Raw genomic sequence first — 25,768 nt, 5'->3', positions numbered from 1 at the left:
CATCGTCACCGCCCGGGGCCACGCCTCGTCCTGAGCGCCCTCTCCGCATGGGAGTCTCCGACATGCACCAGCTCACGTACGGCGACGTCAAGGCGGCCGCCGACCGCATCGCCGGACGCGTCCGGCCCGTCGTCCTCGCCCCGGCCGATCCCGGGGAGGTTCGCGCCGCCCGTCGCGGCCTCCTCGACGACCGCCCCGCAGAGGCCTCCAAGGTGTGGCTGGCGCTGGAGTTCATGCAGCACACCGGCTCGTTCAAGGCCCGTGGGGCGCGGAACTTCCTCCAGGCCCACCGCGAGGCCGGGACTCTCCCGGACGCCGGGGTGACGATCGCCTCCGGCGGGAACGCCGGGCTCGCCTGCGCCTGGGCCGCCCAGCAGCAGGGCGCCACCGCCACCGTCTTCCTGCCCACCACCGCGCCCGCCGTCAAGGTCGCCAGGCTGCGCGGCTTCGGCGCCGACGTCCGGCTGGTCGGCGCCGAGTACGCGGACGCCCTGGCCGCATGCGGGGACTTCGCCGCCACGACCGGCGCGCTCGCCTCTCACGCGTACGACCACCCGCTCATCGCCGCCGGGGCGGGCACCCTGCTGGAGGAGATCCTCCAGCAGGTACCCGACCTGGACACCGTGGTGGTCGCGGTGGGCGGCGGGGGCCTGTTCGCGGGCGTCGCCACCGCCGCACGGCACCACGGCGTACGCGTCGTCGCGGTCGAGCCGGAGAACTGCCGGGCGCTGAACGCCGCGATCGGGGCCGGCCGTCCGGTCGACGTCAAGGTCGACTCGATCGCTGCGGACGCCCTCGGCGCGCGTCGCGCCTCGGCGATGGCTCTGCACGCCGCCCAGCAGGCCGATGTGCACTCCGTACTCGTACCCGACAGCGAGATCGTCCGCGCCCGGCAGGCCCTGTGGGACCACCGTCGCATCGCCGTGGAGCACGCCGCCGCGACCGCGCTCGCGGCCCTCACCACGCCGCAGCACCACGCATCCGGCCGGGACCTGCCCGCCACGGCGGGCTTCGGCTACCGGCCCGGCGACGGCGAGAAGGTCGCCGTCGTCCTCTGCGGCGCCAACACCGACCCGGGCGACCTCGCCCACCAGGTGGACCAGGGCTGATCAGCAGGGGGCGAGGGGTCGGTCGCGCCTCCTCACTCCTCCTCGTCCAGCGCGAAGGATCCGTACTCGGGCTTTCCCGAGCGCTCGTAGACGCAGTACTGCACGCCGGCGCCGGTGGTGCGGGAGTCCTTGAGCGTCCAGGCGGACGGGGAGGCGCCCCCGCCGAAGAGCCGCTTGCCGGTGCCGAGGATCACGGGGTTGACGAGGAGCCGGTACTCGTCGACGAGCTCGTGCCGCTGCAGGGTGCGGATCAGGTCACTGCTGCCCTGCGTCATGATCACGCCGTCGAGCTGTTCCTTGAGCTGGGCCACGGATTCGGCGGCATCGCCCGTCAGCAGGTGGGAGTTGTTCCATTCCAGACTGCGCGGGGTGCGCGAGGCCACGTACTTGGGCATGGCATTGAGCTTCGCGGCGATCGGGTTGTTCTCGTCGGTGACGCGAGGCCAGTAGGAAGCGAAGAGGTCGTACGTCCTGCGGCCGAGCAGGAGATGGTTGGTCCGCTCGAAGATGTCACTCATGAGGTTCACGAAGTCGCCGTCGACGTACGGGACCTGCCAGCCGCCGTGCTCGAAGCCTTTGTCGACGTCCTCGCCCGGCCCGCCCGGGGCCTGCATGACGCCGTCCAGCGTGACGAACGCGGTGACGATGAGTGGGCTCATGATGCTGCCTTTCGCGTGCGGAATCCGTCCGTTTCCCGGTTGCCTCACGGACCCGCGAAAACTCATCGCCCCCTGCACGTCACCCGTCGGCGGCGTTCACAGATGCTGAGGCTGCTGCCCCCGCTGTTCGTCGTGCTGGGCCAGAACCCCTAGCAGGGTCGCCACGGTCAGCCCGGCCTCGGCCGGGTGCCTCAGAGGGGTGCCCGGTTCGATGCGATACGTATTGGAACGGCCCTGCCGGGTGTGGGAGAGATATTCGGATTCCTCCAGATCGGAGATAATTCTCTGGACGGCCCGCTCGGTGAGCCGGCAGTGCGCGGCGATGTCGCGTATGCGGACGGAAGGATCGTCGGCGATCGCGGCCAGCACGCGGGCGTGGTTGGTCAAGAACGTCCAGCCCGCATGCGGTTCAGGTACGGCACCCATCCCCTCAGGGTATGACGCACCTTTCGCGCATACAAACAGGCGAAATACTTTTCATGTATCCCTTGACGTATCAGGGACGGAGGCGGAACCTGAAGGGAGCCAAGCAGGGCACCGGCGGATGCCTGGGGAGCCAATGCCATGCCAGAGCATGCAATACCCGCGCAGGTCAGTCGCGGGTGCACCACCTACGCGGCACCGGCCTACTCGCCGAGCGGCCGGCCACTGCCGCGCCTTGAGATCGAGGTCCGGCCGGCCGGCGACCGCCAGCTGGTCGCGGTCACCGGCGAGATCGACATCGACGCCGACCACCTCCTGCACAGCACGCTGCGTGCGGCTCTCGACCACTCGCGCCACGGTGTCGACGTCGACCTGAGCAAGGTCGACTTCTGCGACTGCTCCGGCCTCAACATCCTGCTGCGCATCCGTCAACGCGCACTCCAGGACGGCAAGACGCTCTGCGTCCACGCCCCGAGCAGCGCCGTACACAGGCTGCTGACCGTCACCCGCACACTGTCGCTGCTCGCCCCATCGGACGGCCGCCGCACGGCCATTGCCGCCCAGGACCCGGATGCCGTCCAATAGCGCGACGACGAGCGCGGCCGGCCTTCGTCAGCCGCAGCGCTCCGCGTGCAGTTCCGAACGGATGAGCTCCAGGAGGCGGCCGGTCCAGTTCCGGCCGCGGCCGGAACGGTCGCCCCAGAAGTCGGAGTCGGAGTCGTCGTAGACGAGGGTCGCGTCGTCCGTGGCCAGGAGCACTTCGGCCAGAGCCGGGTGCTGGGTGTACTTGGCCCGCAGCAGACGGGTCATCACGGCCGGCCGGACCTGCTCCCAGCCGTCGCGCCGGCCGGCGTCGGCTGCGAGCTTCTTCGCCGCGAACGAGCTGTCCGCTTCCATGATCGCGGCGCGGGCGTCGGGGTCGGCGGTCGAGAGGGCCCAGTACGCGTGCGCGACGGAGAGGTAGGTGGTGCCGTCGACGTCGACGGGTGCCGGATAGTCGTTGCGCAGGGCCTTCGTGCCCGGATCGTCGGACGGCTTCAGCGGATAGCTCTGGTAGAGGTGGACCGCGGGGGCGACAGAGGTCGCGGGTCCGTCCGCCGGGACCCGCGAGGGCCGTTCGGCGATCCACTTCGCCCGTTCCTCGAAGTAGGCGACCGCCTCGTCGTACTCCTCCTGTGTGATCGCGTCGTCCGGCCAGTCCTCCGTGTACCCGCCCGGCCCGAGCACCAGCACCTGCAGCGGCACGTCCCTGCGGTCCATGTCGCCGAGCGCGTAGTGGCGCTGCGTTTCCGGGATGGCGAGGTAGGCGGCGCGGGCGGCGGCCCGCCGCTCCTCGGTGCGGTCGGCGAGGAAGGCGTCAACGGCGGCCAGACAGCGATCCGTTGAATCCGGCCGCCCGTTGAGCTGCTCGATGGTGTCGCGCACCTCGGCGAGCAACAGCTCAGGGGTGAGCCACGTGTACGGCTCGCTGAACTTCCAGGAGGCCAGCTCATGGCCGGACGCCCGGGCGCCTTCCGGGAGTTCGGTGGCGACCCAGCCGCAGTGCAGCTTCTCCTCGAACTCCTTGAGCGTGACCAGGCCCCAGCAGTCGATGAGACCGTCGGCGTAGATGAACAAGTCGGTGAGGTGGTAGTCGCCGTTGCGGATGAATGCGTGCCGCCAGGTTCCGGGTACTCGTATGCCGTCCGCCATGCGGTAGGTGCGCGCTTTGCCGATCATCGCGACATTGTGGCGGACGCGTGGGCCCCGTGACACCGCGTTCCGGCCCGGCCGAGCCTGCCGAGGCCCCGGCCCGAGGGGGTCGGGGCGACGAACGCCGTCACCGTCCCAGGTAGGTGAGGTCGACCGCGTCGGACATCGCACGAGCACCCTCGTCGTTGAGGTGGAGGTGGTCTCCGCTGTCGAGATCGGGGCGGATGAAGTCCGTTGCGTCCGGGTCCTGGACCGCGGCCGCGATGTCGACGACCGCGTCGAAGACGGTCGCCGTGCGGATCCAGTCGTTGACCTGACGGCGGATCACCCGGCCTTCGGGACTGTCGATCCCGGGGTAGATCGTGCCCGCGTACGGGCCCATGGTCATGCCGATGGTGGTCAGCCCCGCGGTGCGGGCCTTCGCGGCGAGCGCGGTGTAGCCCGCGATCAGGTCCTCGGCGGTGGCGGGCGGCTCGCCGGTCATACCCGGCAGCCCGAGGTCGTTGAGGCCGAAGTGGAAGAGCACGTGGGTGGCGCCGGGCACGCCGAGGACATCGCGGTCGAAGCGGGCCAGGCCGTGCGGGCCGACCTCGTCGGTCAGCAGCCGGTTGCCGCCGATGCCCTGGTTGACCACCCAGCCCCGGCCGATACGGCGGTTGAGGTGGTTGGGGAAGCGGTGGTTCATGCCTGTCGAGGTGCCCGTTCCCTCGAACCAGGAGTCGCCGAACGCGACGGCGATCGCGGTGCCCCGGGGGGCCAGGACGTCGACACCGGTGATGTAGAAGCGGCTGTCCACTTCCTCGGCGCCGTCCAGCACGGCCGCCGAGACATGGTCGCCGGACACCGCGTAGGCATTCTGCGACGCGGTGTGGGCGAACGTCGCCAGCCCGGTGTCCTCGGGCAGGTACAGGCTCAGTACGAGGTCGGTGCCCGCCCTCACCGCCAGGTCGACGGGGTCGCTCTGGACCACCTCACCGACCGGGACGGTCACCTCGGCCGCACCGCCGAAGCGCAGCACTGTGTCGGTCCCGGGCAGGAGGGCGGTTTCGGCGGCGGCATCGGCGGTGTCACCGCGCTCGGCTCGGAGCGCGACCCGAGCGGCGGCTATGACCAGCGGCTCCTTGCCGTACTCGTTGCTGAGCTGGACCCGTACGGCCTCGCCGCCGCCGTCGAGGTGCAGGATCTGACGCAGCGTCTGGTCGCGGAAGCCACGGGACGGCTTGATCTGGATGGTCTCGTACGGGCTGAGCACGGCGGAACGGAAGCCTGCGACCCAAGCAGTCGTGGTCATGGTGACGAACTCCTCTGCACGGTAAGGACGGGGAACCGGCGGTGTGAAGCCCCGCTCGATGAACTGAACCATACAGTACAGTTCACATGTACTAGACGGTTCAGTTGAACTGAACTCAACGGGCTGGTTCAGTACTGTCCAGACTGCGGTGCCAAGGCGACAGAAGGAGACGGCGAGAGTGCGCGCAAGCGAACGGGCCCCCAAGCGGATCCCCTCGGGCGACCGGGCGGCGGCCAAACGCAAGGCGATCGTGCAGGCAGCCGCCGACGCGTTCCTGCGGGACGGCTACGGCGTGGGCATGGACACCATCGCCGCCGAAGCGGGCGTCGCGAAGGTCACCGTCTACAACCACTTCGGCAGCAAGGAAGCCCTCTTCACGGCGATCGTCGGCGACGTCCTCGACGCCGCGCTCGCGGAGTCGACACGGCTGATCGAGGAACGTCTCGGCTCCTCCACCGACGTACGCGCCGACCTCGTCGCGATCTGCGAGGCCTGGGTGGCCGGCCACGCCACCCCCGAGGTCCTCGCACTCCACAACGCCGTCATGGGCTCCATGCCGCAACTGCCCGACCTGGGCCGCACCTGGCAGGAGCAGGGCCCCGAACGCTTCCACCTGATCGTCCGCGCCGCGCTCACCTCACTCGTCGACCGCGGCGAACTCGCCATCGACGACATGGAGTTGGCGGCCATCCAGCTCTCCGGCCTGGTCCTGATGCCGCATATCGCGTACGGCTCGGCCGGCGCCGCACCCGACCCCGACCTCACCCAACGGCTGATCACCGGCGGCGTGGACATGTTCCTCGCCCGCTACCGCCCCACCCCCTGACGGAGGGCTCAGGCGAGGGCCGTGCCCCCTTCGGCACAGCCCCCGGTCACTGGGAGAGCAGTCATTCCTTCGGCGTCAGGGACCTGGCGACCGGCGTCTGCAGTTCGGTCACCCACTCGTCGCGGTTGTCCGGGCACTCCAGGTTGATCTCCCGGGGGTAGCCGGCCGACCGGTAGCCGTTGCCGTCGATCCAGTGGGCCAGGGTCTGCGCCGTGGGCAGCACCGCGTCCATCGAGCCGCGGTGCACGATCGTCGCCGCCCGGTCGACGGGCGGAAGGTCGAGCACCCGGAAGGCGCCGTCCTGGAGGGGCGCCGCGACCTGGACGCCCGCGTGGACGATAATCCTGCCGTCACCCTCCGAGACGTCCTCGTAATAGGCGACCCCCGGCCCCGTCGGCGTGACGCCCGCCTCGCCCAGACGCCGGAACAGCTCGTCGTAGAGCGGCCCGATGACCGAGCTGATTTCCTGCGGCTCGAAGCTCGCGGCGGTCGCGGTCAGTTCCGCCACCCGGACCGCCGGGACGGTCTTGATGACAACGTCGTTCGTGGGCATGTGCCCCTCGCTCTCGATCGACCGGAGCCTCGCCTCGACCTGCACCAACCGCGCCGCCGCAGCGGCCATCGCTGCCTCCAACTCGGCTTGCCGCAGCCGCAGCATGCCGCGCAGTTCCTCGGTGGTGACCTTCCCGTCCAGGATCTCCTGGACCTGCTGAAGGGTGAACCCGAGATCCTTGAGCGCGATGACACGGTTGAGGCGGGCCAGTTGGGCGGCCGTGTAGTAGCGGTACCCGCTGACAGGGTCGACATGGGCGGGCCGCAGCAGACCGGTCGCGTCGTAGTGACGCAGCATCCGGACCGAGACGCGACCGTGCCGGGCGAAGTCTCCGATGGTGAACATGATGTCTCCGAGTTCAGCGCCTGACACGGTGTGAGGGTCAACAGACCATAGTGGTGAGGGAGGAACACCGACCGTTTCAGAGAGGTCGGCGGGGCACCGCAACCGCCGCTCCACGCCCAGGGGTGATGATGACGAGCATGACTACCTCAACCAGAAGAGCCGAGCTGTTCGCCGCAGACGGAGACGGAGACGGGCCGGACCGTCGGTTCAACGGACCCGCGACCGGTGATGAGCGGCGCATGCTCCTCGGCTTCCTGAGGGATCAGCGCGCAACCCTGAAGCTGAAGTGCGCGGGCCTGGAGTCGGAGCTGTCGTCGCGGGCCGTCGAACCGTCCACGCTCTCCCTGCTCGGCCTGGTCCGGCACCTCACGGATGTAGAGCGCCGTTGGTTCCGCCAGGTGCTGGCCGGGCAGGACGCCCCGGCCCTTTACTCTTCCGGCGATGCCCCCGACGGGGACTTCGACGGCGCCGTGTCCGCAGATCCGGAGACGATCGCGGACGCGTGGCAGGCCTGGCGGGCCGAGGTCGCATACGCCGAGGACTTCGCACGCCAGGCTCCGCACCTCGACGTCGAGGGTGAGGACGCGTGGCGCGGGACGGTGTCGCTGCGGTGGGTACTCATCCACATGGTCGAGGAGTACGCCCGGCACAACGGACACGCCGACCTGCTCCGCGAGCGGATCGACGGCGCCAGGGGGCTGTGAGGCCCAGCGGTGATACCGCCGAGCCCTCAACACGAGCGCGAACGCCGTGCGCACGCGGCGCGCATCCTTGTCCATCGGCAGCCGTGGCCAGGGCCCCACCTTGCGCCGCCCGCCGACCCCGTGGGCGTACCGCGCCCGTGCCTCCCTACCGTCGCCCGCCGAACTGCCAGTCGTGGACCTCGATGTCGGCATACCGTTGCGGGGTGAGTACGGCGCGTGCCGCGTCCGGGTCCGTGGCCCGGACCAGTGCCGCCGTACCCACCCAGGTGGCTGCGTCGTCGGAGAGCAGCGGCCCGAACGCGATCAGGTCGTCCCGGTCCGGCGGCACGACGAGGTCGGCGGGCTCCCCCGAGCCGAGGCCGAGGACCAGGTAGCGGTTGCCACCGGTCGGGCCTCCGGGGAAGTCCCACATGGTGCGCCCCAGCAGGTTGCGCCACCGTCGCACCAGTACGTCCCGGTACGCGCCTGCCTGGTAGTTGGGCTCGTCGAAGGCGAACGCGCGGGCCGCGCCCGGATCCGGCAGGTCGACGAAGTGCACGCTGCCGCTGGGCGTCTCACCGTCGTCGGCGAAGGTCGGGCCGCGGGCGATCAGCTCCTTCGCGTACCCGTCCATGTAGGACCAGTGGGCTTCCAGCAGTTCCTCGCGCAGTTTGACGGAACCGGGCCGATCGCGGTGGTAGCAGAAGAACTCCATGGCCACGGAGTCTCCCCGACGTACGGCAGCATCTCAACGGGCTTTCCGCGAGGCCGCATACCTCCGCGCGAGGGCAACCTCTCAGCTGGAGGCCAGAACACGATCCAGCGCCGCTCGGCCTGCCGGTCCCCATGTCTGCTTTCCACCGGGCAGCCCCCGCTCCCAGGCCTGCCCGATACTGACGAGGGAGAGGCCTCGCAGCACGGCCCACCCGCGCGCCCGCCGGATCATCGCCTCGTCCGCATCTGCGTACGTCTCGAAGAACCGCGAAGCCGAGCCCGACGGAAGAAGCAGCCACGCGGCTGCGAGATCCGTCGCCGGGTCACCGGCGCAGAGCTCGCCGAAGTCGAAGACGCCCGTGAGCGTCCCGTCCGAGACGGCGACGTTCGCAGGATGAAGGTCCCCGTGGACCCATACCGGCGGGCCCTCCCGGTCGGGGGCCGAAACCACCTCCTCCCAGACGTCCCGGATCCCGACGGGAACGCGTGAGGCGACGGCCTGGAGCTGCTTCTCGAAAGGGTGCGTGAGCGATGTGAGCGGAACGCCGCGCATCGGGTTGGCCGGTGCCCCGGCGGGCGCGTCCCTGTGGAGCGCCTTCAGGAAGGTCGCCAAGGTATCGGCCGCGCGGTGGCCCTCGGTGATCGGGGCACGGTCGCCCGGCTCGCCGGGAACCCATCTCGCCACGGTCCACACCTCCGGGAACAGGGCGGACGGCTCACCGAGCCGCAACGGGGTCGGAACCGGGAGCGGAAGGCCCGGAGCCAGCACGGGCAGCCACTCATGCTCCTTGCGGAGGAGTCCCGGCGCGCGTGCCGTGCGCGGCATCCGCACGGCCAACTCAGCTCCGAGCCGCCACAGTTGATTGTCCCACCCGCCCTCCACCGGACGCAGGCCGAGCCCGGCAAGGTCCGGATGCTGCGCCTGCAGGAGGGATCGCACCAACCCCGCATCGATCTCCACGCTGTCCACGCTGTCCACGGGTGAAGCTCCTGCCCTCGTGCCGACTGTCATCTCACTCCCCTCATGATCGCCGGAAGCGGCCGCAGGGGTGGACACGGCGTTGTTAGTGGCTTGTTGGTGCTCGTTGCCATAATCGCCCCGGCGGCGGCAGACAGGCCCGCGGCCGCACTTGATCAGGAACAACGGGGGAACGATGTCAATCAAGCACGTACGCCGGGCAGTTGTGACCGCGACGGCGGTCACCGCTCTGGTCCTGGCCGGCGCGACCAGCGCGTCCGCCGACGGCAACGTGACCTGGCACCACAAGACGTCCGACGACTGCCTCTTCTACCGGGTCAACGGCGCCGGCGTGCCCTACGACGTGGGCATCGACTGGTGTGCCGCCTCGAACGTCTGGTACGAGCAGCACAACAGTGACGACGACACCTGGCTGATGCATCCCGGCGCCAACCACGACTACTGCCTGGCGGCGTACTCCAACGATGACGTCTACGTGGAGCCCTGCACGCCGAACAACGACTGGCAGCGCTGGTACGAGCGCTGGACCGGGACGCACTGGAAGCTCCAGCACAAGCAGACCGGCCGTTACCTCGACAGCAACGACTCCAGCGTCTACCTCGGCCCCGGCGGCGTGAACAACGACAACAAGTACCAGCTCTGGTACTGACCGGCTGTTCCGCCCCCCGGCCGCCGATATATCAGCAGCCACGCACACAAATTGTCGAACCCAAGGAAATCGGGGGATCAACCATGCGCATCAAGCACATAGCTCAGGTTGTCGGAACGATGGCGCTCACGCCGCTCCTCGTACTGGCGACGAGCACCGCGGCCCACGCCGACTCGGACGTCCAGTGGAACCACAAGCCGAGCGGCAAGTGCCTGGACATCAGCTACAACTGGGCAGGCACACCGGACAACGTCCACCTCAACGGCCGCGGCTGTGGCAGTTCCTACAACCCCTGGCACGACGTGTCGCTGGGCGACGGAAGCTGGCTGGAGAAGGACGCGACCAAGCCCGGGAACGGCTTCTGCCTCACCGCGTACACCGACCACGACGCGTACATGGAATCCTGCAGCGGCAACAACTACCAGCGCTGGGACGAGATCGACACCGGCAACGGCTGGAAGCTGCGGAACCGGCAGACGCACGAATGCCTCGACAGCAATGGAACCGACGTCTACATGCATGAGTGCAACGACGGGAATCAGTGGCAGCTCTGGGACTGATTCACGCTGTCACACCAAGGGTGGCGCCGCGCTGTCGGCGCCACCCCGGTGGCGTCGCTACGGCCGGATGTACGGGCGGCTGCCGTCGTCGGCCGTGGTCTTGTCCTGCGACGCCTTCGTCGCGGCGGGCTTGGCGCCGCCCGTCTTCTTCAAGAAGATTAAGACAAGTAAGGCAAGGTCACCCATATCGTCAGCGGACGTTGACCTTCCCCTTACCTGCCCCTACCTCGCCTCGCCCTCCCGCCAGGCGCAGCGAATCGCGTTCACCAGCCCCGTGACAAGGTTCGCCCGCTCGGCCATCGCCTCGACCACCACGTATTCGTGATCGGCATGGGCCCCGCCCCCGACCGCTCCCAGGCCGTCAAGCGTAGGCACACCCAGCGCGGCCGTGAAGTTGCCGTCGCTGCCACCGCCCACTGCCACACCCTCGATCCCCGGATGCAACTTCTTCGCCACCGCGAAGAGTTCGGCCGACGCCGACTCGGGCATCGGGGGTCGGCCGACGCCGCCCTCGACCGTGATCTCCGCCTCGTCGAGGTGCGGAGCCAGAGCCGCGAACGCCGATTCGATGCGTTCCTTCTCCTCGGCCGACTCGACCCGGACGTCGACGACGACGGTCGCCTCGGCGGGAACGACGTTGTCCAGGGTTCCCGCGGACGCGACGGTCGGGGTGACGGTCGTGCCGATCCGAGGGCGACCGAGCGCCGCGATGTCCAGCACTTGGTGTGCCGCTTCGACCAGGGCGTTGACCCCGGCCTCGGGTTCGAGTCCGGCGTGCGACGCCCGGCCCGCGATCGAGACCCGGAACGTGCCGCAGCCCTTGCGGCCGGTCTTCAGACCTCCGCCGTCAGCGGCCCCCTCGAAGACGAGTACGGCGCCGCATGCCCGGGCCCGTTCTTCGATGAGGGCCCGAGAGGAACGGGAGCCGACCTCCTCGTCGGAGGTCACCAGGATCTCGACGCCGGAGAGGTCGTCGAGCGCCGCCAGCCCATGGATGGCCTGCACCAAACCGCCCAGCATGTCGAAGACACCCGGGCCGGTCGCCCGCCCGCCCTCGACCCGGAACGGGCGGCGGGCAAGCGTGCCGAGCGGAAACACCGTGTCATGGTGACCGAGGATCAGTACGCGGGGATCGCCACCGCCCGACCAGTGGACGTGCGGCCCGGCCGCGCTCTCGACGAGGACGGCCTTCCCGCCGAGGCGGCTCTCGACGACGGCGGCGACAGTTTTCGCCGATGCCGTCAAGGCGTCGGGATCGCGCGAGGGCGACTCGACTTCGACGAGTGTCCTGAGGTCCTCGATCATCGCGTCAACACTCACATCGACGCTCTTGTGCGTGGTCACGCGGTCAGCGTACTTGTCTGCGCCATGACGCCGACCCATGGCCTCGGCGCCCTTCGGGCGCGTAACGTGCCCAGGTGATCGTGATACCAGAGGTGTTCGCGCGGACCACCGTCGAGCGCGAAGGAGAACCCGGCGCGCTGTGGCTCGCCGAGCTTCCCGGGATCGTGGACGGGCTGCTGGACCGCTGGAGGTGCGTGCCGGACGGCGAGGTGATGCACGGGGGTGTCGGCGTGATCGTCCCGGTGCGCCGGCCGGCGGAGGGGCCCGCCGTCCTGAAGGTGTCGTTTCCACATCCCGGCAACGTCCACGAGCCGGACGCGTTCGCCGCGTGGGGCGGGCGCGGCGCCGTCCTGCTGTACGAACGCGACGACGAACGGTTCGCGATGCTGCTGGAACAGGCGCGGACGTCGACCCTGGCGGAGGTCCAGGACAGCGATGAGGTGGTGACGGTCGCAGGGCGTCTCAATCGCCGACTGGCCGTCCCCGCACCGCCCGAGCTGCCCCGGCTGCGGGAGCAGGCCGACGCGTGGGAGGAGCAGCTGAGCAAGGACGCCGCGGAACTGACGCACGCACTGTCGCGCAACGTGGTGGACGCCGCGGTGGCGACGGTCCGCGAACTGGGCCGCATCCAGCCGGACACGCTCATCCACGGTGACCTCCACGCCCGCAACATCCTGCGCGCCGACCGCGAACCGTGGCTGGCCGTGGACCCCAAGGGGTATGCGGGAGACCCCGCTTACGACGGCGGCACGCTGCTCAAGAGCCGCGCGCTGACGCTCCTCGCAGCGGACGACCTGCGCAAAGCCGTCCACCGCACCCTCGACGTCTTCGTCGAGGCCGCGGAACTCGACCGCGAACGCACCCGGCGATGGGCCCAGTTCCACGCCGTCCAGACCGCGTTCTGGGGCCGTCGCCACGGATTCCGCATCGCCCGCAACGGGCCCAGGCTGGACCGGTTCACCGAGTTCGCGGACCAGTTGGCGGGGTTGCTGACGGAGTGCTCGTAGGCGCTCCCGGCGCGCGCCCCTACGGGGCGACCGGCAGCTGGCGCTTGTGCTCGGTGAGGCGGTAGCGGCGGACGATCGTTTCGAAGGTCCGCTCGTCCACCGGCTTGCCCTCCAGGAAGTCGTCGATGTCGTCGTACGTGACACCGAGCGCGTCCTCGTCGGCCTTGCCCGGGTCGAGGGTTTCCAGGTCGGCCGTCGGGGTCTTCCACACCAGCTCGGCGGGCGCGCCCAGGGCGTCCGCGACGGCGCGCACCCGGCGCTTGGTCAGGCCGGTCAGCGGGACCAGGTCGGCGGCGCCGTCGCCGAACTTGGTGAAGAACCCGGACACCGCCTCGGCGGCGTGGTCCGTGCCGACGACCAGGCCGTTGTGCGCGCCGGCCACCGCGTACTGGGCGATCATGCGCTGGCGCGCCTTGATGTTGCCGTGCACGAAGTCCTGGTGGTGGGCGTCGCGGAAGCTCACCTGGGCGGCGAGCGCGGCCTCAAGGGCGGCGTCGCTCGCGGGCTTGATGTCCACGGTCAGCACGTGGTCGGCCTGGATGAAGGAGAGCGCGAGCTGGGCGTCGTGCTCGTCGGCCTGGACCCCGTACGGCAGCCGCATCGCGTGGAACCGCGCCTCGTGCCCGGCGGCCCGGGCCCGCTCGACGGCGAGCTGGCACAGGCGGCCGGTGGTGGTGGAGTCGACGCCGCCGCTGATGCCGAGCACGAGGGAGCGCAGGCCGGTGGAGGTCAGCCGCTCGGCGAGGAAGGCCACGCGGCGCTCGATCTCCCGCTCGGCCTCGAAGGTCTCGGCGACCTGGAGTTCCCGGGCGATCTCCTGCTGCAGGGCGGTGGACGCCGGCTCGCTCACGTCTGCTCCTTGTTCCACTTCACGATGTGCTGGTACGCCCACCCTACCCAGGGGGTGCGCGGTGCCCGACGCGGCCGAGGCAGTCGGTCCGGCCCCCGGTCGGTCCGGCGGTCCGCCTCACTCCGGCGGTCCTCCCATCCTGATGTGGGCCCAGGCCTCTCCGGCCCGGGGCTCTCGCAGCCAGGAGACCGTTTCGAAGGCGTCCAGCCGTCCGTCGACGAGTGCCTCCTCGGAAAGCGTCACACCGAATTCGGCGGCGATCGCATTGAGGGTTTACCGTAGGGGGTCGGGGGCGGGCTCGTCCTCCGGGCCGCTGGGATCCGTACCGAAGAGGCGGAGGCAGGGTTCGAGGTACGCGGGGACTTCTCCTGATGACGGTCACCTCGTCGCCGTGGTTGGCCAGCGGCCGGATGCGGAGGATCGTTCACAGCGGGCGGCCCGCGCACCACCGGCAAAGACCGACCCGGTCGGCGAACCCCTCGGCGCGCGAAGCCCCTCACGCGCCGACGCGCCTCCAGCTCCCCCGAGCCGCGAGAGCGAGCAGGGCGCTGGTGACGAGGTCGCCGATGCGGCTCGCCTTGTCGGCGTCCTTCACCGCGTTGATGAATCCGCCCAGCGCGAGCGCGGTGAGCAGGAGGGCGAAGAGGACCCAGAAGAGTTTCACGACGCCTCCATGGCGACTCCGGAATGCCGACAAGAGCCGACGAGATCGGCCAACATAGCTGCGGCGTAAAGGAGTTGCCCGGGGAACGCCGCAAGGATGCCCCGTCCGGGTGGACCTGCCTCATCAGGACGGACGAGTTGCCCGGCATACAGGGGACGACCCCCTCCATGGCAGCCACTGCCCGCACCCCCTCCCACGCTCCCCCGACGCGAGAGATCTTGTGCCGGGCAACCCCGCATCCGTAAGTTGTCCCGATGGGCATTTTCGACAGGCTGACCGGCACCCGTTACCCCGACGCCGGTGTCGCGGCACGTTCGGCCGCGGAGGTCCGGGCCGCGCTGCTCGCGGTCAACGGCCCGGGCGTGCCGTTCGTCGTACGCAACGGTGCCCCTTCCGAGCGTGCCGACCTGGTGGCGGTCTGGCGGGTCCGGGAGCTGGGCATCACCGTGCGGACCCGGATGCGGCTGGTCCCGGCGCAGCACGAAGTGCGGGCGATCGACGAACAGTGGGACGCTCAGACGCGCGAGTACTCGCGCGGACAGGTGACCAGCGTCGCCCGTGACTGGACGATCGAGCGCGGGACCGACGGCCGTCTGCAGAAGACGGAGGGGGCGCGTTTCGACTTCGCGGAGATGAAGAACCCCTTGCGGGGTGCGGTCCTGGACGCGGGATGGACGTGGCGCGGAGTCGTCTTCCGGCTCTGAACCGCCTGCGGGAACCGTCCGGCCACGGCGGGCGTGCGACGCGGGCACCGAGGGCAGGCTGTGGTGGGCACACGCGACAGGGGGCGGGGGGGCGGCCCCGTCCGGCCAACACCGACCATCTGCGCCACCTGCCCGACCCCGCCGACTCCCCCACGCTCCTCGGTGACGGGGCAGCCCGTACCCACACCGCCCGCTACGAGGAGAGCCTGGCCCGAAGCCGGGCGCCGGCAGCACTCCGACCGCCCGAGGCCCCCACCACCGACTGGTTCACGGAGGCACTCACCTCCGCCGCCCTGCCCCTCGGCGTCCACCGAACCGCGGCGGGCACCGATCCCCTCACCACCTTGTGCACCCTGGTCGCCGACCTGTCCGAGGGCACCGTCACACTGCGCGGCCGGGACGGGCAGAGCGCGCGGCTCCCGCTGCCGGTCTTCAGCGGTCGAGGGTGACGACCATCTTGCCGAGGGCCGCTCCGGCCTCCATGACCCGGTGGGCCTCCACGATCTCGTCGAACCGGAAGACCCGGGCAGGGCGGGCCCTCAGGACACCGGCGTCCACCTTGGCGTATATCTCGTCCAACGGCACGCCCCCGAGCGGGAATTGGGGACTGCCCAGCACGAAAGCGCTGCCGAAGAAGCTGAGCCGGACCCCGCTGGGGAGATCGGCGATCGGGTCGAAGTCCCGTACCGGCTCGAAGCCGCCCAGGAAGCCGAGCTGGCACACGCGGCCGCGGGGCCGGACCAGAGCCAGCGAGTCGCGCAGGGCGCTGTTGCCGACGACGTCGAACACCGCGTCGACACCGAGGCCCCGCTCCCCGACCTGGGCGGCGATCGCACCGTCGTCGATGAGTACGTCGTACGCTCCCAGCGCCTTCAACAGCGGTGCGTGCGCGGGGTTCCGGGTCGTCGCGAGCACCGTGGCACCGTGGTCGACCGCGAGGTTGACGGCGGCCTGGCCCAGCGAGGAGGTCGCTCCCCGCACCAGCACCGTTTCGCCCGGCCGCAGGTCCAGATTGCCGAACAGGCCGCTCCACGCCGTCGCGTACACCTCGGGCACCGCGGCCAGCTCGGCCCAGCCCAGTGACGAGTGCACGGCCACCACATTGGTCGCCGGTACGGTCACCAGCTCCGCGTAGCTGCCGTTGCGGGTGCGGCCCATACCGCCGAGGATCGCCACCACCTTGGTGCCGACGGGCAGTTCACCGGCCGGAGCGGCCTCGACCACCCCGGCGCACTCGATCCCGGGGACGGCCGCCGCCTCTCCCCAGGCTCCGCTGCGCATGTACGCCTCAGCATGGTTGAGGCCGAACGCCTTGACCCGCACCAGCACTTCACCCGGGGCGGGCACCGGATCGGGGAGCTCGACGGGGGTGAGAACCTCGGGGCCGCCGGGGGCGGATATGACGATGGCCTTCATGTGCCTCGACTCCATCCTTGAGTGGTCGTTCTTGAGTGGTCGTTCAACTACTGGTCCGCAAAAGAGGCCACCGCGTACGGTGGCCTCGGTGACTCGCCGTCAGGCGAGAGCGGCGAAGGCGTTGTCGACGATCGCACGCAGGACCGCCTCGTCAGGGTTGGCCTTCCCGATGACCATCAGCCCCTGACAGGTCGCGACCAGCAGCTTCGCACTGCCGGCGGGGTCCAGCGATGCACGCACCTGGCCCCGGCGAGCCGCGTTCTCCAGCGCGTGGGTCATGCACCGTTCGAGCCGGGCCAGATGGCCCCGCACGACGGCCGCCGCCGCGTCGTCCTCGGCGGCCTTCTCGATCGCGGTGTTGACCAGCAGACAGCCTTGGCGCCCCTCGGGGCTGAGCAGATCGCGCACCAGCCCCTCGAAGTAGCCGCGCACCTCGGCCACCGAGGCGTCCGGCGCCTCCAGCTCACCCAGCTTCTCGGGGACGACCAGCTTGGAGTAGCGCTCCAGCGACTTGAGGAACAGCGCCTGCTTGCCACCCGGGAAGGCGCTGTAGAGGCTGCCGGGGTTCACGCCGGTCGCCTTCACCAGGTCCTCGATGGACGTCGCCCGGTACCCGCGCTCCCAGAAGCGCAGCATGGCCTGCTTCAGGACGGCGTCGGGGTCGAACTCGCGAGGTCGGGGCATGAGGCAAACATACTTGAGTGTCCATTCAAGAACAAGCCGCAAGGGCAGGTCAAAAGGGACCGCGTCGGGGATAGATCGAGCCCCGCGCCGGCCTTCCCGTTCCTGGGCCGCAGGCGCATCCAGGACATGCCGGTCTTCCTCGGCTGGCGCACACGCCCTGGCGGAGGAGGAGCTCAGCCACTTCCCCCTCCCCCACGCGTGACACCGCGCTGATCCACGACCCGTGGGCACCGCCACTCCGGCGGTGCCCACCGGCGAGCCGGTGCCGCAGCAGGGCCGATCGGGTGGATTGGGGCCGGTTTCACCCGGGCCGCACCGCCGCCGGACGTGACGCGGGCCTCTCATCGCGGACGATCGGCTCGGCAGACGAACGGACAATGAGAGAGGCCCGATCATGAGAAGACCTTCCCCGCCCCGCCGGTCGACGGCGGCCCGCACGCTCGCCGCGGCGACGCTCGCCGTCGCGGGGCTGCTGCCGCTGGCGGTCGCCCCGGCACAGGCGACGCCGCCCGTCGACACCCTCGCCAAGGGGGGCGACCACGACTATCCGCACCACGAGCTGAGCCCGGAGCTCCAGGCCAAGCTCGACAAGACGGTGCGGGACGTCATGAAGAAGGCGGGCATCCCCGGGGTGCAGGTCGGCCTGTGGATGCCCGGCAAGGGCAGCTACGTCCGTGCGTTCGGTGTCGCCGACAAGCACACCGGCGCACCGATGACCGACGACCTGCGGATCCGCATCGGCAGCGAGACCAAGACGTTCACCGCGACGGCGGTGCTGGAGCTCGTCGATGACGGCCTGGTCGGCCTCAACGACCCGATCTCCAAATACGTGAAGGGTGTCCCGAACGGCAACCACATCGCCGTGCGCGATCTGCTCGACATGCGCAGCGGCCTGTTCTCGTACAGTGCGGACAGCGCTTTCATCCGCGCGTTCCTCAACAACCCCAAGCGCCCCTTCGCGCCGAAGGAACTGCTCGGTTACGCGTTCAAGCACCCCAACCAGTTCCCTCCGGGATCAAAATTCCAGTATTCGAACACCAACTACATCCTGCTCGGCCTGGTGGTCGAGAAGGTGAGCGGCAAGAGCCTGCGGGACTTCATCGAGCATCGCGTGCTGCGGCCCAGTTACCTCGACCACACCCTCTTCCCGCAAGCGGCCGAGTTCCCCCGCCCGCACGCCCACGGCTACACCGACCAGACGCCGACCGGGAAGGTCGCGGACGCCACGCACTGGAACCCGAGCTGGGGCTGGGCGGCCGGTGCGATGATCTCGGACCTGCACGACCTCAAGCACTGGGCCAAGGACCTCGCCACCGGCACACTGCTCTCGCCCGCCACCCAGGCGAAGCGCCTGAAGGTCCTGCCCACCGGCATCCCCGGCGCGGGCTACGGCCTCGGCATCTTCAACGTCAACGGGTGGACGGGCCACAACGGCTCCCTGCCCGGGTACGAGAGCCTGACCATCTATCTGCCGGAGCAGAAGGCGACGCTGGTGGCGCTGCTCAACACGGACATCCTCTACAAGGGCGAGGAGCCGAGCACCGTCCTCGGCAAGGCGATCACCAGCGTTGTCACGCCGAAGCACGTCTACTACCTCCCGCCCCAGAAGTAGCCGACCGTCGTGGTGGGCGGGCCGACTGCGACACGCACGGCCCGCCACCACCCGGAGCACGGCCACATGGTCGACCTGGCTGTCCAGGACGGCCCGGATCCCACGCGGCCCCCAAACCGCCTGCCACTCAGGGACAATGGGGTGATGGGAATAGCCGTCTTCATGACCCTGCCGGGCCTGGTGCTGGTCCTCGTCGCACTGATCTCCATCGACCAGATACGGGTCAGACTCGGCCGCACACCCAAGCGCGGCCGAGTCTCCACGACCGGCCTCGAACAACTCCACACCGTGTTCTCGGGGGGCAAGGAGAACGAGCTGAAGGAGCGCCAGAGCGCGCTCCTTCAGAAGGACGACACCGAGGACGGCGCTCCGCCCCACCACAGCACCGTCGACCTCGACGGCCGGCGCGCCGTCATCCGGCTGCCCCGCGTGCCCCAGCCCACCGGCCCACGGGCACTCCCGGACGGTGGCGTCAGGGCAGAGTGAGCGTGCCCCACACCGCCCGGTGGTCGGAGGAGCCGGTGTCCGTTGCGACGCCGCAGCCGCTCCACGTGCCCCCGCCGAACAGGTAGTCGATCTTGATGGTGCCCGCCGTCGGCCGGTTCGGCGTCGCGGAATGCGCGTCGCACTCCTCGTACGCGGAGTACAGCGTGGACAGCACACCCGTCGACGGCGTGGCGTTCAGATCACCGCCGAGCAGCGGGCGGTAGCCGGGCAGGGATGCCGCCCGGCGCAGGGTGTCCGCCTGCTGCGGCTGGTACGTACGGTCCGGGTCGTCGTAGCCGGGGCCGCCCGTGCTGAAGTGCGCGGCGCACACCTCCGCCGCCCAGGAGGCCACCGTGGCGCACAGTGCGGTGCGCTGCTCGACACCGGGCGGGGAGGGCAACTCGTACGCCCGGTACCAGGTGTTCTCCTCGGGGACGGCCAGCGCCACGCCGTACGCTCCCCGGTCCGCTCCCGACGCGTCGGGCCGGCAGTTCTTCCGCGCCTTGATGTCCGTTCCGGGCACCAGGTACTGAACCGGCGCGAACCGCACGTCCCAGCCGCCGCCGAGCTGCGTCTCCAGCGCCTGCTCCACGGGCTTGGCGAACTTCTCGCAGAACTCTTCGAGCAGGATCACATCAGGGGTTCCGGCAGCCTTCGCGCGTGCCACGATCTGGTCCGCCAACGGACCCGCCGTCGTGTGGTAGAAGCCGCAGTTCTCGTTGTTGTCGGCGCACACGTTCCAGGTCAGCGCCTTGACGGCGCGCGGGGACGGAGACGGCGGCGGGGTCGGGTCGGCCGGTGCGGCCACGGGCACCAGGCGGAAGCGTTCCCATGAACCCACCGCCGTGGCGCGGGCCTGGAGCAGCCCGTCGCCGGTCGCTCCCGCGTCGGCGGACACATAGCGGTCCTGCCCGTCGTGGTGGTAGCGCAGGGCGTAGACGTCGGCGCCGGTCTGCGGCTGCGGCACGAGCTCCAGCTTCTCCCAGCCGGCGGGCGGCCCCTCGGTCCGGGCGCGCAGCTTCCCGTACCGGCCGTCGGCCCCGGCACCGAACTCCGCTGCCACATAGGCGCCGTTGGCCTGCGAGCGCAGAGCGACCGTCGCCCCCTTGGCCGCGTTGTCGGTGTGCAGGGTGAACTGCTCCGGGATTCCGGGGCTGTCCGCCCGGGCGTGCAGTTCGTCGGTGCTGGACGCCTCCACCGAGACGTACTTGCCGGTGGCGAGCGAGAGCAGCTCCCACTGCTGTCCGGCCGACTTGGAGGTGTTCGGGGGCGTCGGTGCGGCCGCCGTGGCGGGCGCACCGAGCAGGGCCGGCAGGACCGCCCCGATCAGCGCGGCAGCCAGCAGCCGCGGTATGCGCAGACGATTTCTCATACCGCGAGGATAGGGACTCGCTGATGTGAACCTGCCAGGTGAGTGCGGGCATCTGCTCCGGACCCTCCAACTCGGCCTTCGTGCCCGCCGGCTGGGGGTTGCTGTCCGTCCGGGCCGCGCCCTCGCGGGCTGCTTCGCGCCGGGTTCCCGGACGTGTGCGTGGGAAGGATAGTCGGAAGCCGACGGCCTGCCCCGCACAGGCCCGGCATGTTCCTCATGGAGGTGTCCTGCTGTGACCACGACCCCCTCCAGGCCGCGCGCCGGTGTGGCTCCCGGCGGCCTGCCGCTGCTCGGCCACGCCTGGCAACTCCACGCCCGCCCGCTGGAGTTCCTGTCCTCGCTGCCGGCCCACGGGGACCTCGTACGGATCGGGATGGGGCCCTGGCCGGCCTATGTCGTCTGCCGCCCGGACGCGGCGCACCAGATGCTCACCGACTCGCGGACCTTCGACAAGGGCGGCCCCTTCTTCGACAAGGCGAGGGTGCTGTTCGGCAGCAGTCTGCCCATGGCCGGATGGCGCGAACACCGCTGGCAGCGCCGCCAGATGCAGCCCGCCTTCCAGCCCGGCCGCATCGACGGGTACGCGGTGGTGATGGGCGAGGAGGTGGACCGTATGACCACCGCCTGGAAGCCCGGCCAGCGGCTGGACGTCACCGCCGCGCTGACCACCCTGACCCTGCGCATCGTCACCCGCAGTGTGCTGGCCGCCGAGGCGGAGGACTCGGCGGTGGCAGAGGTGCTGGAGAGTCTGCACACGGTCATCGACGGTATCTACCAGCGCGTGATGCTGCCGCTGGGGCCGCTCTACCGGCTGCCCACGCCGGGCAACTTGCGCTACCGCCGCGCCTGTACGCGTCTGCACCGCGCGATCGACGAGATCATCGCCGCCCGGCGGGCCGCGCCCGGCGAGCACGACCTCGTGTCGATCCTGCTGAGCGCCCACGACGACGACACGGGCGAGCCCATGTCCGACGGGGACATCCGCGACCAGCTGATGGTGATGATCGGCGCCGGTTTCGAAACCACCGCCAACACCCTCGCCTTCGCACTGTGGTTGATCAGCCAGCACCCGAAGGTACGGGAACAGCTGCGCGCCGAGGTGGACGCGACGCTGGCCGGGCGCACCGCCACACCCGCCGACCTCGACGGCCTGCCCTACACCCAGCGCATCATCCACGAGGTGATGCGCATGTACCCCGCAGGCTGGTTCTTCACCCGCGTCACCACGACCGACACCACCCTCGCCGGACACCCCCTCCCCAAGGGCACCGCCCTCCTCTACAGCGCCTACCTCCTGCACCACCGGCCCGACCTGTTCCCCGACCCCGAGCGTTTCGACCCCGACCGCTGGGCCGCCGACGAGACCGCCCCGCCCCGGGGCGCGCACGTGCCCTTCGGGGGCGGCAACCGCAAGTGCATCGGCGACCAGTTCGCCCTCACCGAGATGACCCTCGCCCTGGCCACCGTCTGCACCCGCTGGGACCTGACCCCCGACCCCGGGGCCACCCTCCACGTACAGGTGCGCGGCACGCTGGGACCGGGCCCGCTCGACATGACGTGCACGCCCCGCAACACGCCTGCCGGTTCAGCCTGAGCGAGAATCCCGGGTCGGCCTCTCCCACAGCCGGCCCAAGTGGGTGTGGAGGACGTCCTGAGCCTGCCGCGCGGTGAGATGGCCGATGAGGACGTGTGCGGTGAGGCCGTCGGCCAGGGCGAGGAGAGTGCGGGCTTCGTGGTGCGCGTCGAGGGGCTCCACGTACCCGGCGCTCTCGTCGGCCTCCGCGACGAGGCGCGCGAACACCTCGTGCAGGGCCGCGTAGTTCGCCTTCAGTGTGCCGGCGAGCGCCTCGCTGACCGCCGCCTGGGCGACGAAGGCGAGCCACACCCTGGCCTCGGCGCGGTGTTCCTCCCTGAGCAGTGAGATCTCGGTGGCCGCGTGCCCCAGGGCTGATGCGGCCGACTGGGCCGGGCTTCGGACGAGGCGGGCCCGTACGCGCTCGATGATCCGCTCACCGATGACCCCGAGCGCGAACACCAGCATCTCTTCCTTGGTGCGGAAGCAGCGCTGAACCGCGCCCATCGACACCTGCGCCTGGGCGGCGACGTCGCGCAGGGTCACGCCCTCCAGCCCGCGTTCGTCGGCGAGTCGGCACACGGCCTCCGCGATGAGCCGGCGTCGGCCTTCGTGGTCCACCTGTCTGGGCATGCCCGTCGCCTCCATCTGCCGTGCTCGGCGCGGCCTGTCGCGCTCCGCCCACTCTATTCGATGCGCCCGCATCGGTACTCCGGCTATTGTTCCGATGCAACCGCATCGGAACGACCATGGGGAGAGTGCGAAGCATGCAGGACGCGTTGTGGCAGAGGTCCGCAGCTGCGCAGGCGGCAGCCGTACGGAGCGGAGAGGTGTCGGCCGTCGAGCTGGTCGAGAGCCATCTGGAGCGCATCGCGGCGGTCAACCCGCAGGTGAACGCCGTCACCCAGCTCCTGGCGAATCGCGCCCGCGAGGCCGCGGAGCAGACGGACCGCGGGCGGGCCGCGGGGGGCGTGCTGGGGCCGCTCGCGGGCGTGCCGTTCACGGTGAAGGAGAGCACCCCGATCGAAGGCGTGCCGACCACGTTCGGCGTGAAGCGCTTCCGCGATCTGGTCGCGGCGGCCGACGCGCCCCCGGTGGCCCGGCTGCGTGCCGCCGGTGCCATCCCGATCGGGCACAGCAACATACCCACCTTGATCCTGGCCGGAATGCACACCCGCAGCGAGCTGTTCGGCGACACGGTCAACCCATGGGACCGGGGCCGGACGCCCGGTGGCAGCAGCGGCGGCGACGCGGTGGCCGTCGCCACGGGTATGGCGGCGCTAGGCCTCGGCAACGACTCCGGCGGGTCCATCCGGATCCCGGCCCAGTTCTGCGGAGTGGCGGGGCTGAAGCCGACCCCCGGGCGCTTCCCCGCCGACCATCGCGTCCTCGGGCCGGACGACCCGGGCCCGGCCTCCCAGATGCTGGTCACCGACGGCCCGCTGGCCCGGAACGTGGCCGATCTGCGCCTGGCCTACGAGGTGCTGGCCGGGACCGATCCGCGCGACCCGCGGGCGGTTCCGGTGCCCGCGTACGGCGACCCCCTGCCGGGAAAGGTGAAGGTGGCCGTCGTGACGGACCCGGGCGGCCACGGCGTCCATCCCACCGTCGCGGCGTCCCTCCAGGCCGCGGCCGACGCGCTCCGCCACGCCGGATACGACGTGTGCGAGGTGCCGGACGTACCGAGGCTGGACGAGGCCCTCGAAGCGTACGGCCGGATCACCGTGGCCGAGTTCGCCCCGAACTGGCCGACGGTACGCACACTCCTCGGCAAGGGCGGTGACCGCTACATCGAGATGGCGATGGAGCGGACCCCGCCGGTCACCGGTGCGGACGAGCTCATGAGGCTGATGGGCACGTGGATGAACATCCGCCGCTCATGGGCCGAGTTCCTCGACGAGTACCCACTGGTGCTCGGTCCGTCGTTCACCGAGCCGCCGGTCGAGCCGGGCCTGGAATCGCGCGACCGGGCGGGCCGGGACCGGGTCGCCTCGGCGATGCGCCTGTGCACGGCGACGAGCTTCGTCGGCGTACCGGCGGTGGCCGTACCGACCGGGCTGACCGAAGGACTCCCCTGCGGGGTGCAGATCATCGGGCGCCCCTTCCGCGAGGACCTGTGCCTGGACGCGGCCCAGGCGGTCGAGGACCGGCTCGGAGTGCTGACGCCGGTGGATCCGTGTGGGGGCGGGGTGGGGTGATCGGGCCCCGCTCGGGCAGGGCTGACAAAATCGCTCGACGCGTTCCTTGAGATCCTTCACACTCACCACATCGGCGTCGTCTGCGCCGAAGGGCGTCCAGCCGACAGGCGGCGCCCGCGAAGCACCCCGGTCGGCGGCGGGCGCCGCCAAGTCGGGTATGAGTACACAGGTTTTGGAGTCTCACCATTGAGTTACCAGCTCACAGCGGTAATCGCCGAGAGCGGACTTCTCACGTCCGCAGCGGCGACGCTCCCGTCGGCGCGGACTGCACCCCTGCCGCAGGGGCTCGCGCTACTGCCCATGACCGACACCCTCTTCAGCGAACTGGCGAAGGAGGCCGAGGCCGGCCGCCCGGGGTTCTGGCGCCTGCCCGCCGGCCTCGACCTCACCCTTGCTGAATGGTCGAAGGCCGGACCGGTGGCGTATCTCGAATCCGAGTACTTCGGAGGGATCGGCGAAGAGAACAGCGCCGTCTGGCGGGACGGGCGTCTGGCTCTCGGCCCCCTCCACCTCCTCGAAGGCGAGCCCGTCCCCGCCGAAGGATCACCGGTCATACGGGCCCTGCGTGAGCTCGGGGTCCAGCCCGGCCGTTCATTCGACGAGTTCACCGCAGTCGGACTCGACCGGCACCGGGACAGCGAGAGCTGGGTCTAGGACGGCCAGCAGGTCGCCTACGCCGTGGTACCGGGTGCGGAAAACGCGAACCTCGGGGCGGGTGCCCTCTACGGTACGACCGCGGCGATCACCGTGGTCACGACCTTTCGGACCTCCTCCGGCTCGGGCGGGACGCCCTCCCGCCCCGCGAACAGCAGGTGCCCGGTCCCGATCAGCGTGAGCGCGAGCGTGTCGACATCGGCGTCCGCCGCGACTCGGCCCAGGGCGCGTTCCGCGCTCAGGTAGGAGGCGATCATGGATGTGGCCTCCGCCAGTACGGGGATGCCTCCCGGCGTGGTCCCGCGCAGCCGGGCGCGCAACTCGTCCCGGAAGGTGACGAGCCCGACGATCGCCACCCCGACCGAACCGAACAGATCCGTCAGCGCACCGGTGAGATGGTCCGCGACGGTGCCGGTGCCGGCGGACTCGCGCAGGATGTCGGACTGGCGGCCGATCCGGCCTACCCGGTCCCGTACGAGCTCGGCGAGGAACGCGTCGAAGTCGGCGAAGTGGCGGTGCAGGACCCCCTTGGCACAGCCCGCCTCCTCAGTGACCGCCCTGCTGGTCAGCGCGTTCGGGCCGCCCCGGAGCAGGACGCGCTCGGCGGCGTCGAACAGCTGCTGGCGCGCGTCGCGCATGGCCACGCCTGTCGGCATACCCGTACCTCTCACTCCCTCACCGGGCCCGCCCGTTGACGAGTGGGCGCGTGCCCACCATAGTG

Annotated in this window: 29 protein-coding genes; 14 read left to right on the top strand and 15 right to left on the bottom strand. The window is 70.5% G+C overall.

Features of this window, described 5'->3' with window-relative positions; all coding sequences use genetic code 11:
* Positions 1 to 62: 62 nt before the first annotated feature.
* Positions 63 to 1,109 (top strand): serine/threonine dehydratase, encoded by a 1,047-nt coding sequence (locus ACZ499_RS24860; RefSeq protein WP_468678144.1) that lies wholly within the window; start codon positions 63 to 65, stop codon positions 1,107 to 1,109.
* A gap of 32 nt (positions 1,110 to 1,141) precedes the next feature.
* Here the strand turns inward: ACZ499_RS24860 and ACZ499_RS24855 are convergent, their stop codons facing one another.
* Positions 1,142 to 1,768, bottom strand: a complete 627-nt coding sequence (locus ACZ499_RS24855; protein WP_468678034.1) for a dihydrofolate reductase family protein — start codon at positions 1,766 to 1,768, stop codon at positions 1,142 to 1,144.
* Positions 1,769 to 1,864: 96 nt separating this feature from the next.
* Positions 1,865 to 2,194 carry a helix-turn-helix transcriptional regulator gene (locus tag ACZ499_RS24850; protein ID WP_468678031.1) on the bottom strand — a complete coding sequence of 110 codons (330 nt, stop codon included), beginning with the start codon at positions 2,192 to 2,194 and terminating at the stop codon, positions 1,865 to 1,867.
* Positions 2,195 to 2,332: 138 nt separating this feature from the next.
* Between ACZ499_RS24850 and ACZ499_RS24845 the strand changes: the two genes are divergently transcribed.
* A complete protein-coding gene (locus ACZ499_RS24845; protein ID WP_468678029.1) occupies positions 2,333 to 2,776 on the top strand; it encodes an STAS domain-containing protein in 444 nt (147 codons plus the stop codon).
* A gap of 27 nt (positions 2,777 to 2,803) precedes the next feature.
* Here ACZ499_RS24845 and ACZ499_RS24840 read toward each other — a convergent pair whose 3' ends face one another.
* Both ACZ499_RS24840 and ACZ499_RS24835 read right to left on the bottom strand, forming a co-directional pair.
* Positions 2,804 to 3,910 (bottom strand): NADAR family protein, encoded by a 1,107-nt coding sequence (locus ACZ499_RS24840; RefSeq protein WP_468678027.1) that lies wholly within the window; start codon positions 3,908 to 3,910, stop codon positions 2,804 to 2,806.
* Between the two features lie 100 nt (positions 3,911 to 4,010).
* Positions 4,011 to 5,174, bottom strand: coding sequence for a GDSL-type esterase/lipase family protein (locus ACZ499_RS24835; protein ID WP_468678024.1), 1,164 nt, complete (start codon positions 5,172 to 5,174; stop codon positions 4,011 to 4,013).
* Positions 5,175 to 5,352: 178 nt separating this feature from the next.
* Between ACZ499_RS24835 and ACZ499_RS24830 the strand changes: the two genes are divergently transcribed.
* On the top strand, positions 5,353 to 6,000 hold the full coding sequence (locus ACZ499_RS24830) for a TetR/AcrR family transcriptional regulator C-terminal domain-containing protein (RefSeq protein WP_468678022.1): 648 nt from the start codon (positions 5,353 to 5,355) through the stop codon (positions 5,998 to 6,000).
* A gap of 61 nt (positions 6,001 to 6,061) precedes the next feature.
* On the opposite strand, the gene ACZ499_RS24825 is transcribed toward ACZ499_RS24830, so the two are convergent.
* On the bottom strand, positions 6,062 to 6,898 hold the full coding sequence (locus ACZ499_RS24825) for a MerR family transcriptional regulator (protein ID WP_468678019.1): 837 nt from the start codon (positions 6,896 to 6,898) through the stop codon (positions 6,062 to 6,064).
* Between the two features lie 137 nt (positions 6,899 to 7,035).
* On the opposite strand from ACZ499_RS24825, the gene ACZ499_RS24820 reads away from it, so the two are divergent.
* Positions 7,036 to 7,602, top strand: coding sequence for a DinB family protein (locus ACZ499_RS24820; protein WP_468678017.1), 567 nt, complete (start codon positions 7,036 to 7,038; stop codon positions 7,600 to 7,602).
* Positions 7,603 to 7,747: 145 nt separating this feature from the next.
* Here ACZ499_RS24820 and ACZ499_RS24815 read toward each other — a convergent pair whose 3' ends face one another.
* The gene (locus ACZ499_RS24815; RefSeq protein ID WP_468678143.1) at positions 7,748 to 8,296 is read right to left on the bottom strand and encodes a YciI family protein; all 549 of its coding nucleotides are present in this window, start codon (positions 8,294 to 8,296) and stop codon (positions 7,748 to 7,750) included.
* An 81-nt stretch (positions 8,297 to 8,377) separates the two neighbouring features.
* A complete protein-coding gene (locus ACZ499_RS24810) occupies positions 8,378 to 9,307 on the bottom strand; it encodes an aminoglycoside phosphotransferase family protein (protein WP_468678015.1) in 930 nt (309 codons plus the stop codon).
* Positions 9,308 to 9,449: 142 nt separating this feature from the next.
* On the opposite strand from ACZ499_RS24810, the gene ACZ499_RS24805 reads away from it, so the two are divergent.
* On the top strand, positions 9,450 to 9,923 hold the full coding sequence (locus ACZ499_RS24805) for a hypothetical protein (RefSeq protein ID WP_468678013.1): 474 nt from the start codon (positions 9,450 to 9,452) through the stop codon (positions 9,921 to 9,923).
* A gap of 83 nt (positions 9,924 to 10,006) precedes the next feature.
* Complete coding sequence (locus ACZ499_RS24800) at positions 10,007 to 10,483, top strand: RICIN domain-containing protein (protein ID WP_468678011.1); 477 nt, start codon at positions 10,007 to 10,009, stop codon at positions 10,481 to 10,483.
* 222 nt (positions 10,484 to 10,705) lie between these two features.
* Here ACZ499_RS24800 and ACZ499_RS24795 read toward each other — a convergent pair whose 3' ends face one another.
* Positions 10,706 to 11,788 (bottom strand): M20 family metallopeptidase, encoded by a 1,083-nt coding sequence (locus tag ACZ499_RS24795; protein WP_468678141.1) that lies wholly within the window; start codon positions 11,786 to 11,788, stop codon positions 10,706 to 10,708.
* 113 nt (positions 11,789 to 11,901) lie between these two features.
* Between ACZ499_RS24795 and ACZ499_RS24790 the strand changes: the two genes are divergently transcribed.
* Positions 11,902 to 12,834: an aminoglycoside phosphotransferase family protein gene (locus ACZ499_RS24790; RefSeq protein WP_468678010.1), complete on the top strand. Its 933-nt coding sequence runs from the start codon at positions 11,902 to 11,904 to the stop codon at positions 12,832 to 12,834.
* Positions 12,835 to 12,853: 19 nt separating this feature from the next.
* On the opposite strand, the gene nadE is transcribed toward ACZ499_RS24790, so the two are convergent.
* On the bottom strand, positions 12,854 to 13,684 hold the full coding sequence (gene nadE, locus ACZ499_RS24785) for an ammonia-dependent NAD(+) synthetase (RefSeq protein ID WP_468402168.1): 831 nt from the start codon (positions 13,682 to 13,684) through the stop codon (positions 12,854 to 12,856).
* A gap of 496 nt (positions 13,685 to 14,180) precedes the next feature.
* Positions 14,181 to 14,348: a hypothetical protein gene (locus ACZ499_RS24780; protein ID WP_468678009.1), complete on the bottom strand. Its 168-nt coding sequence runs from the start codon at positions 14,346 to 14,348 to the stop codon at positions 14,181 to 14,183.
* A 254-nt stretch (positions 14,349 to 14,602) separates the two neighbouring features.
* Between ACZ499_RS24780 and ACZ499_RS24775 the strand changes: the two genes are divergently transcribed.
* Entirely contained in the window at positions 14,603 to 15,052 is a 450-nt protein-coding gene (locus tag ACZ499_RS24775) for a hypothetical protein (RefSeq protein WP_468402171.1), read from the top strand.
* On the top strand, positions 15,019 to 15,501 hold the full coding sequence (locus tag ACZ499_RS24770) for a hypothetical protein (protein ID WP_468678007.1): 483 nt from the start codon (positions 15,019 to 15,021) through the stop codon (positions 15,499 to 15,501). The genes ACZ499_RS24775 and ACZ499_RS24770 overlap by 34 nt, the downstream gene beginning before the upstream one ends.
* Here ACZ499_RS24770 and ACZ499_RS24765 read toward each other — a convergent pair.
* Positions 15,485 to 16,468: a zinc-binding dehydrogenase gene (locus ACZ499_RS24765; protein ID WP_468678005.1), complete on the bottom strand. Its 984-nt coding sequence runs from the start codon at positions 16,466 to 16,468 to the stop codon at positions 15,485 to 15,487. The two genes, ACZ499_RS24770 and ACZ499_RS24765, sit on opposite strands and share 17 nt — an antisense overlap.
* Before the next feature lie 99 nt (positions 16,469 to 16,567).
* The gene (locus ACZ499_RS24760) at positions 16,568 to 17,152 is read right to left on the bottom strand and encodes a TetR/AcrR family transcriptional regulator (RefSeq protein WP_468678003.1); all 585 of its coding nucleotides are present in this window, start codon (positions 17,150 to 17,152) and stop codon (positions 16,568 to 16,570) included.
* Between the two features lie 394 nt (positions 17,153 to 17,546).
* On the opposite strand from ACZ499_RS24760, the gene ACZ499_RS24755 reads away from it, so the two are divergent.
* Both ACZ499_RS24755 and ACZ499_RS24750 read left to right on the top strand, forming a co-directional pair.
* Positions 17,547 to 18,764, top strand: coding sequence for a serine hydrolase domain-containing protein (locus ACZ499_RS24755; RefSeq protein WP_468678001.1), 1,218 nt, complete (start codon positions 17,547 to 17,549; stop codon positions 18,762 to 18,764).
* 144 nt (positions 18,765 to 18,908) lie between these two features.
* Positions 18,909 to 19,250 (top strand): DUF6191 domain-containing protein, encoded by a 342-nt coding sequence (locus ACZ499_RS24750; protein ID WP_468677999.1) that lies wholly within the window; start codon positions 18,909 to 18,911, stop codon positions 19,248 to 19,250.
* Here the strand turns inward: ACZ499_RS24750 and ACZ499_RS24745 are convergent.
* Positions 19,237 to 20,622, bottom strand: coding sequence for an endonuclease/exonuclease/phosphatase family protein (locus tag ACZ499_RS24745; protein ID WP_468677998.1), 1,386 nt, complete (start codon positions 20,620 to 20,622; stop codon positions 19,237 to 19,239). The genes ACZ499_RS24750 and ACZ499_RS24745 overlap by 14 nt on opposite strands.
* Before the next feature lie 232 nt (positions 20,623 to 20,854).
* On the opposite strand from ACZ499_RS24745, the gene ACZ499_RS24740 reads away from it, so the two are divergent.
* The gene (locus tag ACZ499_RS24740) at positions 20,855 to 22,216 is read left to right on the top strand and encodes a cytochrome P450 (RefSeq protein ID WP_468677996.1); all 1,362 of its coding nucleotides are present in this window, start codon (positions 20,855 to 20,857) and stop codon (positions 22,214 to 22,216) included.
* Here ACZ499_RS24740 and ACZ499_RS24735 read toward each other — a convergent pair.
* Positions 22,208 to 22,828, bottom strand: coding sequence for a TetR/AcrR family transcriptional regulator (locus ACZ499_RS24735; RefSeq protein WP_468677994.1), 621 nt, complete (start codon positions 22,826 to 22,828; stop codon positions 22,208 to 22,210). The genes ACZ499_RS24740 and ACZ499_RS24735 overlap by 9 nt on opposite strands.
* Positions 22,829 to 22,962: 134 nt before the next feature.
* Here ACZ499_RS24735 and ACZ499_RS24730 point away from each other — a divergent pair, with 134 nt between their 5' ends.
* Both ACZ499_RS24730 and ACZ499_RS24725 read left to right on the top strand, forming a co-directional pair.
* Positions 22,963 to 24,393 carry an amidase gene (locus ACZ499_RS24730; protein WP_468677993.1) on the top strand — a complete coding sequence of 477 codons (1,431 nt, stop codon included), beginning with the start codon at positions 22,963 to 22,965 and terminating at the stop codon, positions 24,391 to 24,393.
* A 300-nt stretch (positions 24,394 to 24,693) separates the two neighbouring features.
* Positions 24,694 to 25,047 (top strand): hypothetical protein, encoded by a 354-nt coding sequence (locus ACZ499_RS24725; protein ID WP_468677992.1) that lies wholly within the window; start codon positions 24,694 to 24,696, stop codon positions 25,045 to 25,047.
* Between the two features lie 68 nt (positions 25,048 to 25,115).
* On the opposite strand, the gene ACZ499_RS24720 is transcribed toward ACZ499_RS24725, so the two are convergent.
* Positions 25,116 to 25,703, bottom strand: coding sequence for a TetR/AcrR family transcriptional regulator (locus tag ACZ499_RS24720; RefSeq protein WP_468677990.1), 588 nt, complete (start codon positions 25,701 to 25,703; stop codon positions 25,116 to 25,118).
* Positions 25,704 to 25,768: the final 65 nt, after the last annotated feature.

The organism is Streptomyces sp. NPDC031265, assembly GCF_055570295.1.
Note: the sequence above shows the minus strand (reverse complement) of the source record. Positions and strands in the feature narration are given on the sequence as shown.

What these genes read in the sequence shown, in the direction of transcription:
- ACZ499_RS24860 (WP_468678144.1), top strand. Translation starts at nt 63, where the DNA reads ATGCACCAGCTCACGTACGGCGACGTCAAGGCGGCCGCCGACCGCATC.
- ACZ499_RS24855 (WP_468678034.1), bottom strand. Translation starts at nt 1,768, where the DNA reads ATGAGCCCACTCATCGTCACCGCGTTCGTCACGCTGGACGGCGTCATG.
- ACZ499_RS24850 (WP_468678031.1), bottom strand. Translation starts at nt 2,194, where the DNA reads ATGGGTGCCGTACCTGAACCGCATGCGGGCTGGACGTTCTTGACCAAC.
- ACZ499_RS24845 (WP_468678029.1), top strand. Translation starts at nt 2,333, where the DNA reads ATGCCAGAGCATGCAATACCCGCGCAGGTCAGTCGCGGGTGCACCACC.
- ACZ499_RS24840 (WP_468678027.1), bottom strand. Translation starts at nt 3,910, where the DNA reads ATGATCGGCAAAGCGCGCACCTACCGCATGGCGGACGGCATACGAGTA.
- ACZ499_RS24835 (WP_468678024.1), bottom strand. Translation starts at nt 5,174, where the DNA reads ATGACCACGACTGCTTGGGTCGCAGGCTTCCGTTCCGCCGTGCTCAGC.
- ACZ499_RS24825 (WP_468678019.1), bottom strand. Translation starts at nt 6,898, where the DNA reads ATGTTCACCATCGGAGACTTCGCCCGGCACGGTCGCGTCTCGGTCCGG.
- ACZ499_RS24820 (WP_468678017.1), top strand. Translation starts at nt 7,036, where the DNA reads ATGACTACCTCAACCAGAAGAGCCGAGCTGTTCGCCGCAGACGGAGAC.
- ACZ499_RS24815 (WP_468678143.1), bottom strand. Translation starts at nt 8,296, where the DNA reads ATGGAGTTCTTCTGCTACCACCGCGATCGGCCCGGTTCCGTCAAACTG.
- ACZ499_RS24810 (WP_468678015.1), bottom strand. Translation starts at nt 9,307, where the DNA reads ATGACAGTCGGCACGAGGGCAGGAGCTTCACCCGTGGACAGCGTGGAC.
- ACZ499_RS24805 (WP_468678013.1), top strand. Translation starts at nt 9,450, where the DNA reads ATGTCAATCAAGCACGTACGCCGGGCAGTTGTGACCGCGACGGCGGTC.
- ACZ499_RS24800 (WP_468678011.1), top strand. Translation starts at nt 10,007, where the DNA reads ATGCGCATCAAGCACATAGCTCAGGTTGTCGGAACGATGGCGCTCACG.
- ACZ499_RS24795 (WP_468678141.1), bottom strand. Translation starts at nt 11,788, where the DNA reads ATGATCGAGGACCTCAGGACACTCGTCGAAGTCGAGTCGCCCTCGCGC.
- ACZ499_RS24775 (WP_468402171.1), top strand. Translation starts at nt 14,603, where the DNA reads ATGGGCATTTTCGACAGGCTGACCGGCACCCGTTACCCCGACGCCGGT.
- ACZ499_RS24770 (WP_468678007.1), top strand. Translation starts at nt 15,019, where the DNA reads ATGGACGTGGCGCGGAGTCGTCTTCCGGCTCTGAACCGCCTGCGGGAA.
- ACZ499_RS24765 (WP_468678005.1), bottom strand. Translation starts at nt 16,468, where the DNA reads ATGAAGGCCATCGTCATATCCGCCCCCGGCGGCCCCGAGGTTCTCACC.
- ACZ499_RS24760 (WP_468678003.1), bottom strand. Translation starts at nt 17,152, where the DNA reads ATGCCCCGACCTCGCGAGTTCGACCCCGACGCCGTCCTGAAGCAGGCC.
- ACZ499_RS24755 (WP_468678001.1), top strand. Translation starts at nt 17,547, where the DNA reads ATGAGAAGACCTTCCCCGCCCCGCCGGTCGACGGCGGCCCGCACGCTC.
- ACZ499_RS24750 (WP_468677999.1), top strand. Translation starts at nt 18,909, where the DNA reads ATGGGAATAGCCGTCTTCATGACCCTGCCGGGCCTGGTGCTGGTCCTC.
- ACZ499_RS24745 (WP_468677998.1), bottom strand. Translation starts at nt 20,622, where the DNA reads ATGAGAAATCGTCTGCGCATACCGCGGCTGCTGGCTGCCGCGCTGATC.
- ACZ499_RS24735 (WP_468677994.1), bottom strand. Translation starts at nt 22,828, where the DNA reads ATGCCCAGACAGGTGGACCACGAAGGCCGACGCCGGCTCATCGCGGAG.
- ACZ499_RS24730 (WP_468677993.1), top strand. Translation starts at nt 22,963, where the DNA reads ATGCAGGACGCGTTGTGGCAGAGGTCCGCAGCTGCGCAGGCGGCAGCC.
- ACZ499_RS24725 (WP_468677992.1), top strand. Translation starts at nt 24,694, where the DNA reads ATGACCGACACCCTCTTCAGCGAACTGGCGAAGGAGGCCGAGGCCGGC.
- ACZ499_RS24720 (WP_468677990.1), bottom strand. Translation starts at nt 25,703, where the DNA reads ATGCCGACAGGCGTGGCCATGCGCGACGCGCGCCAGCAGCTGTTCGAC.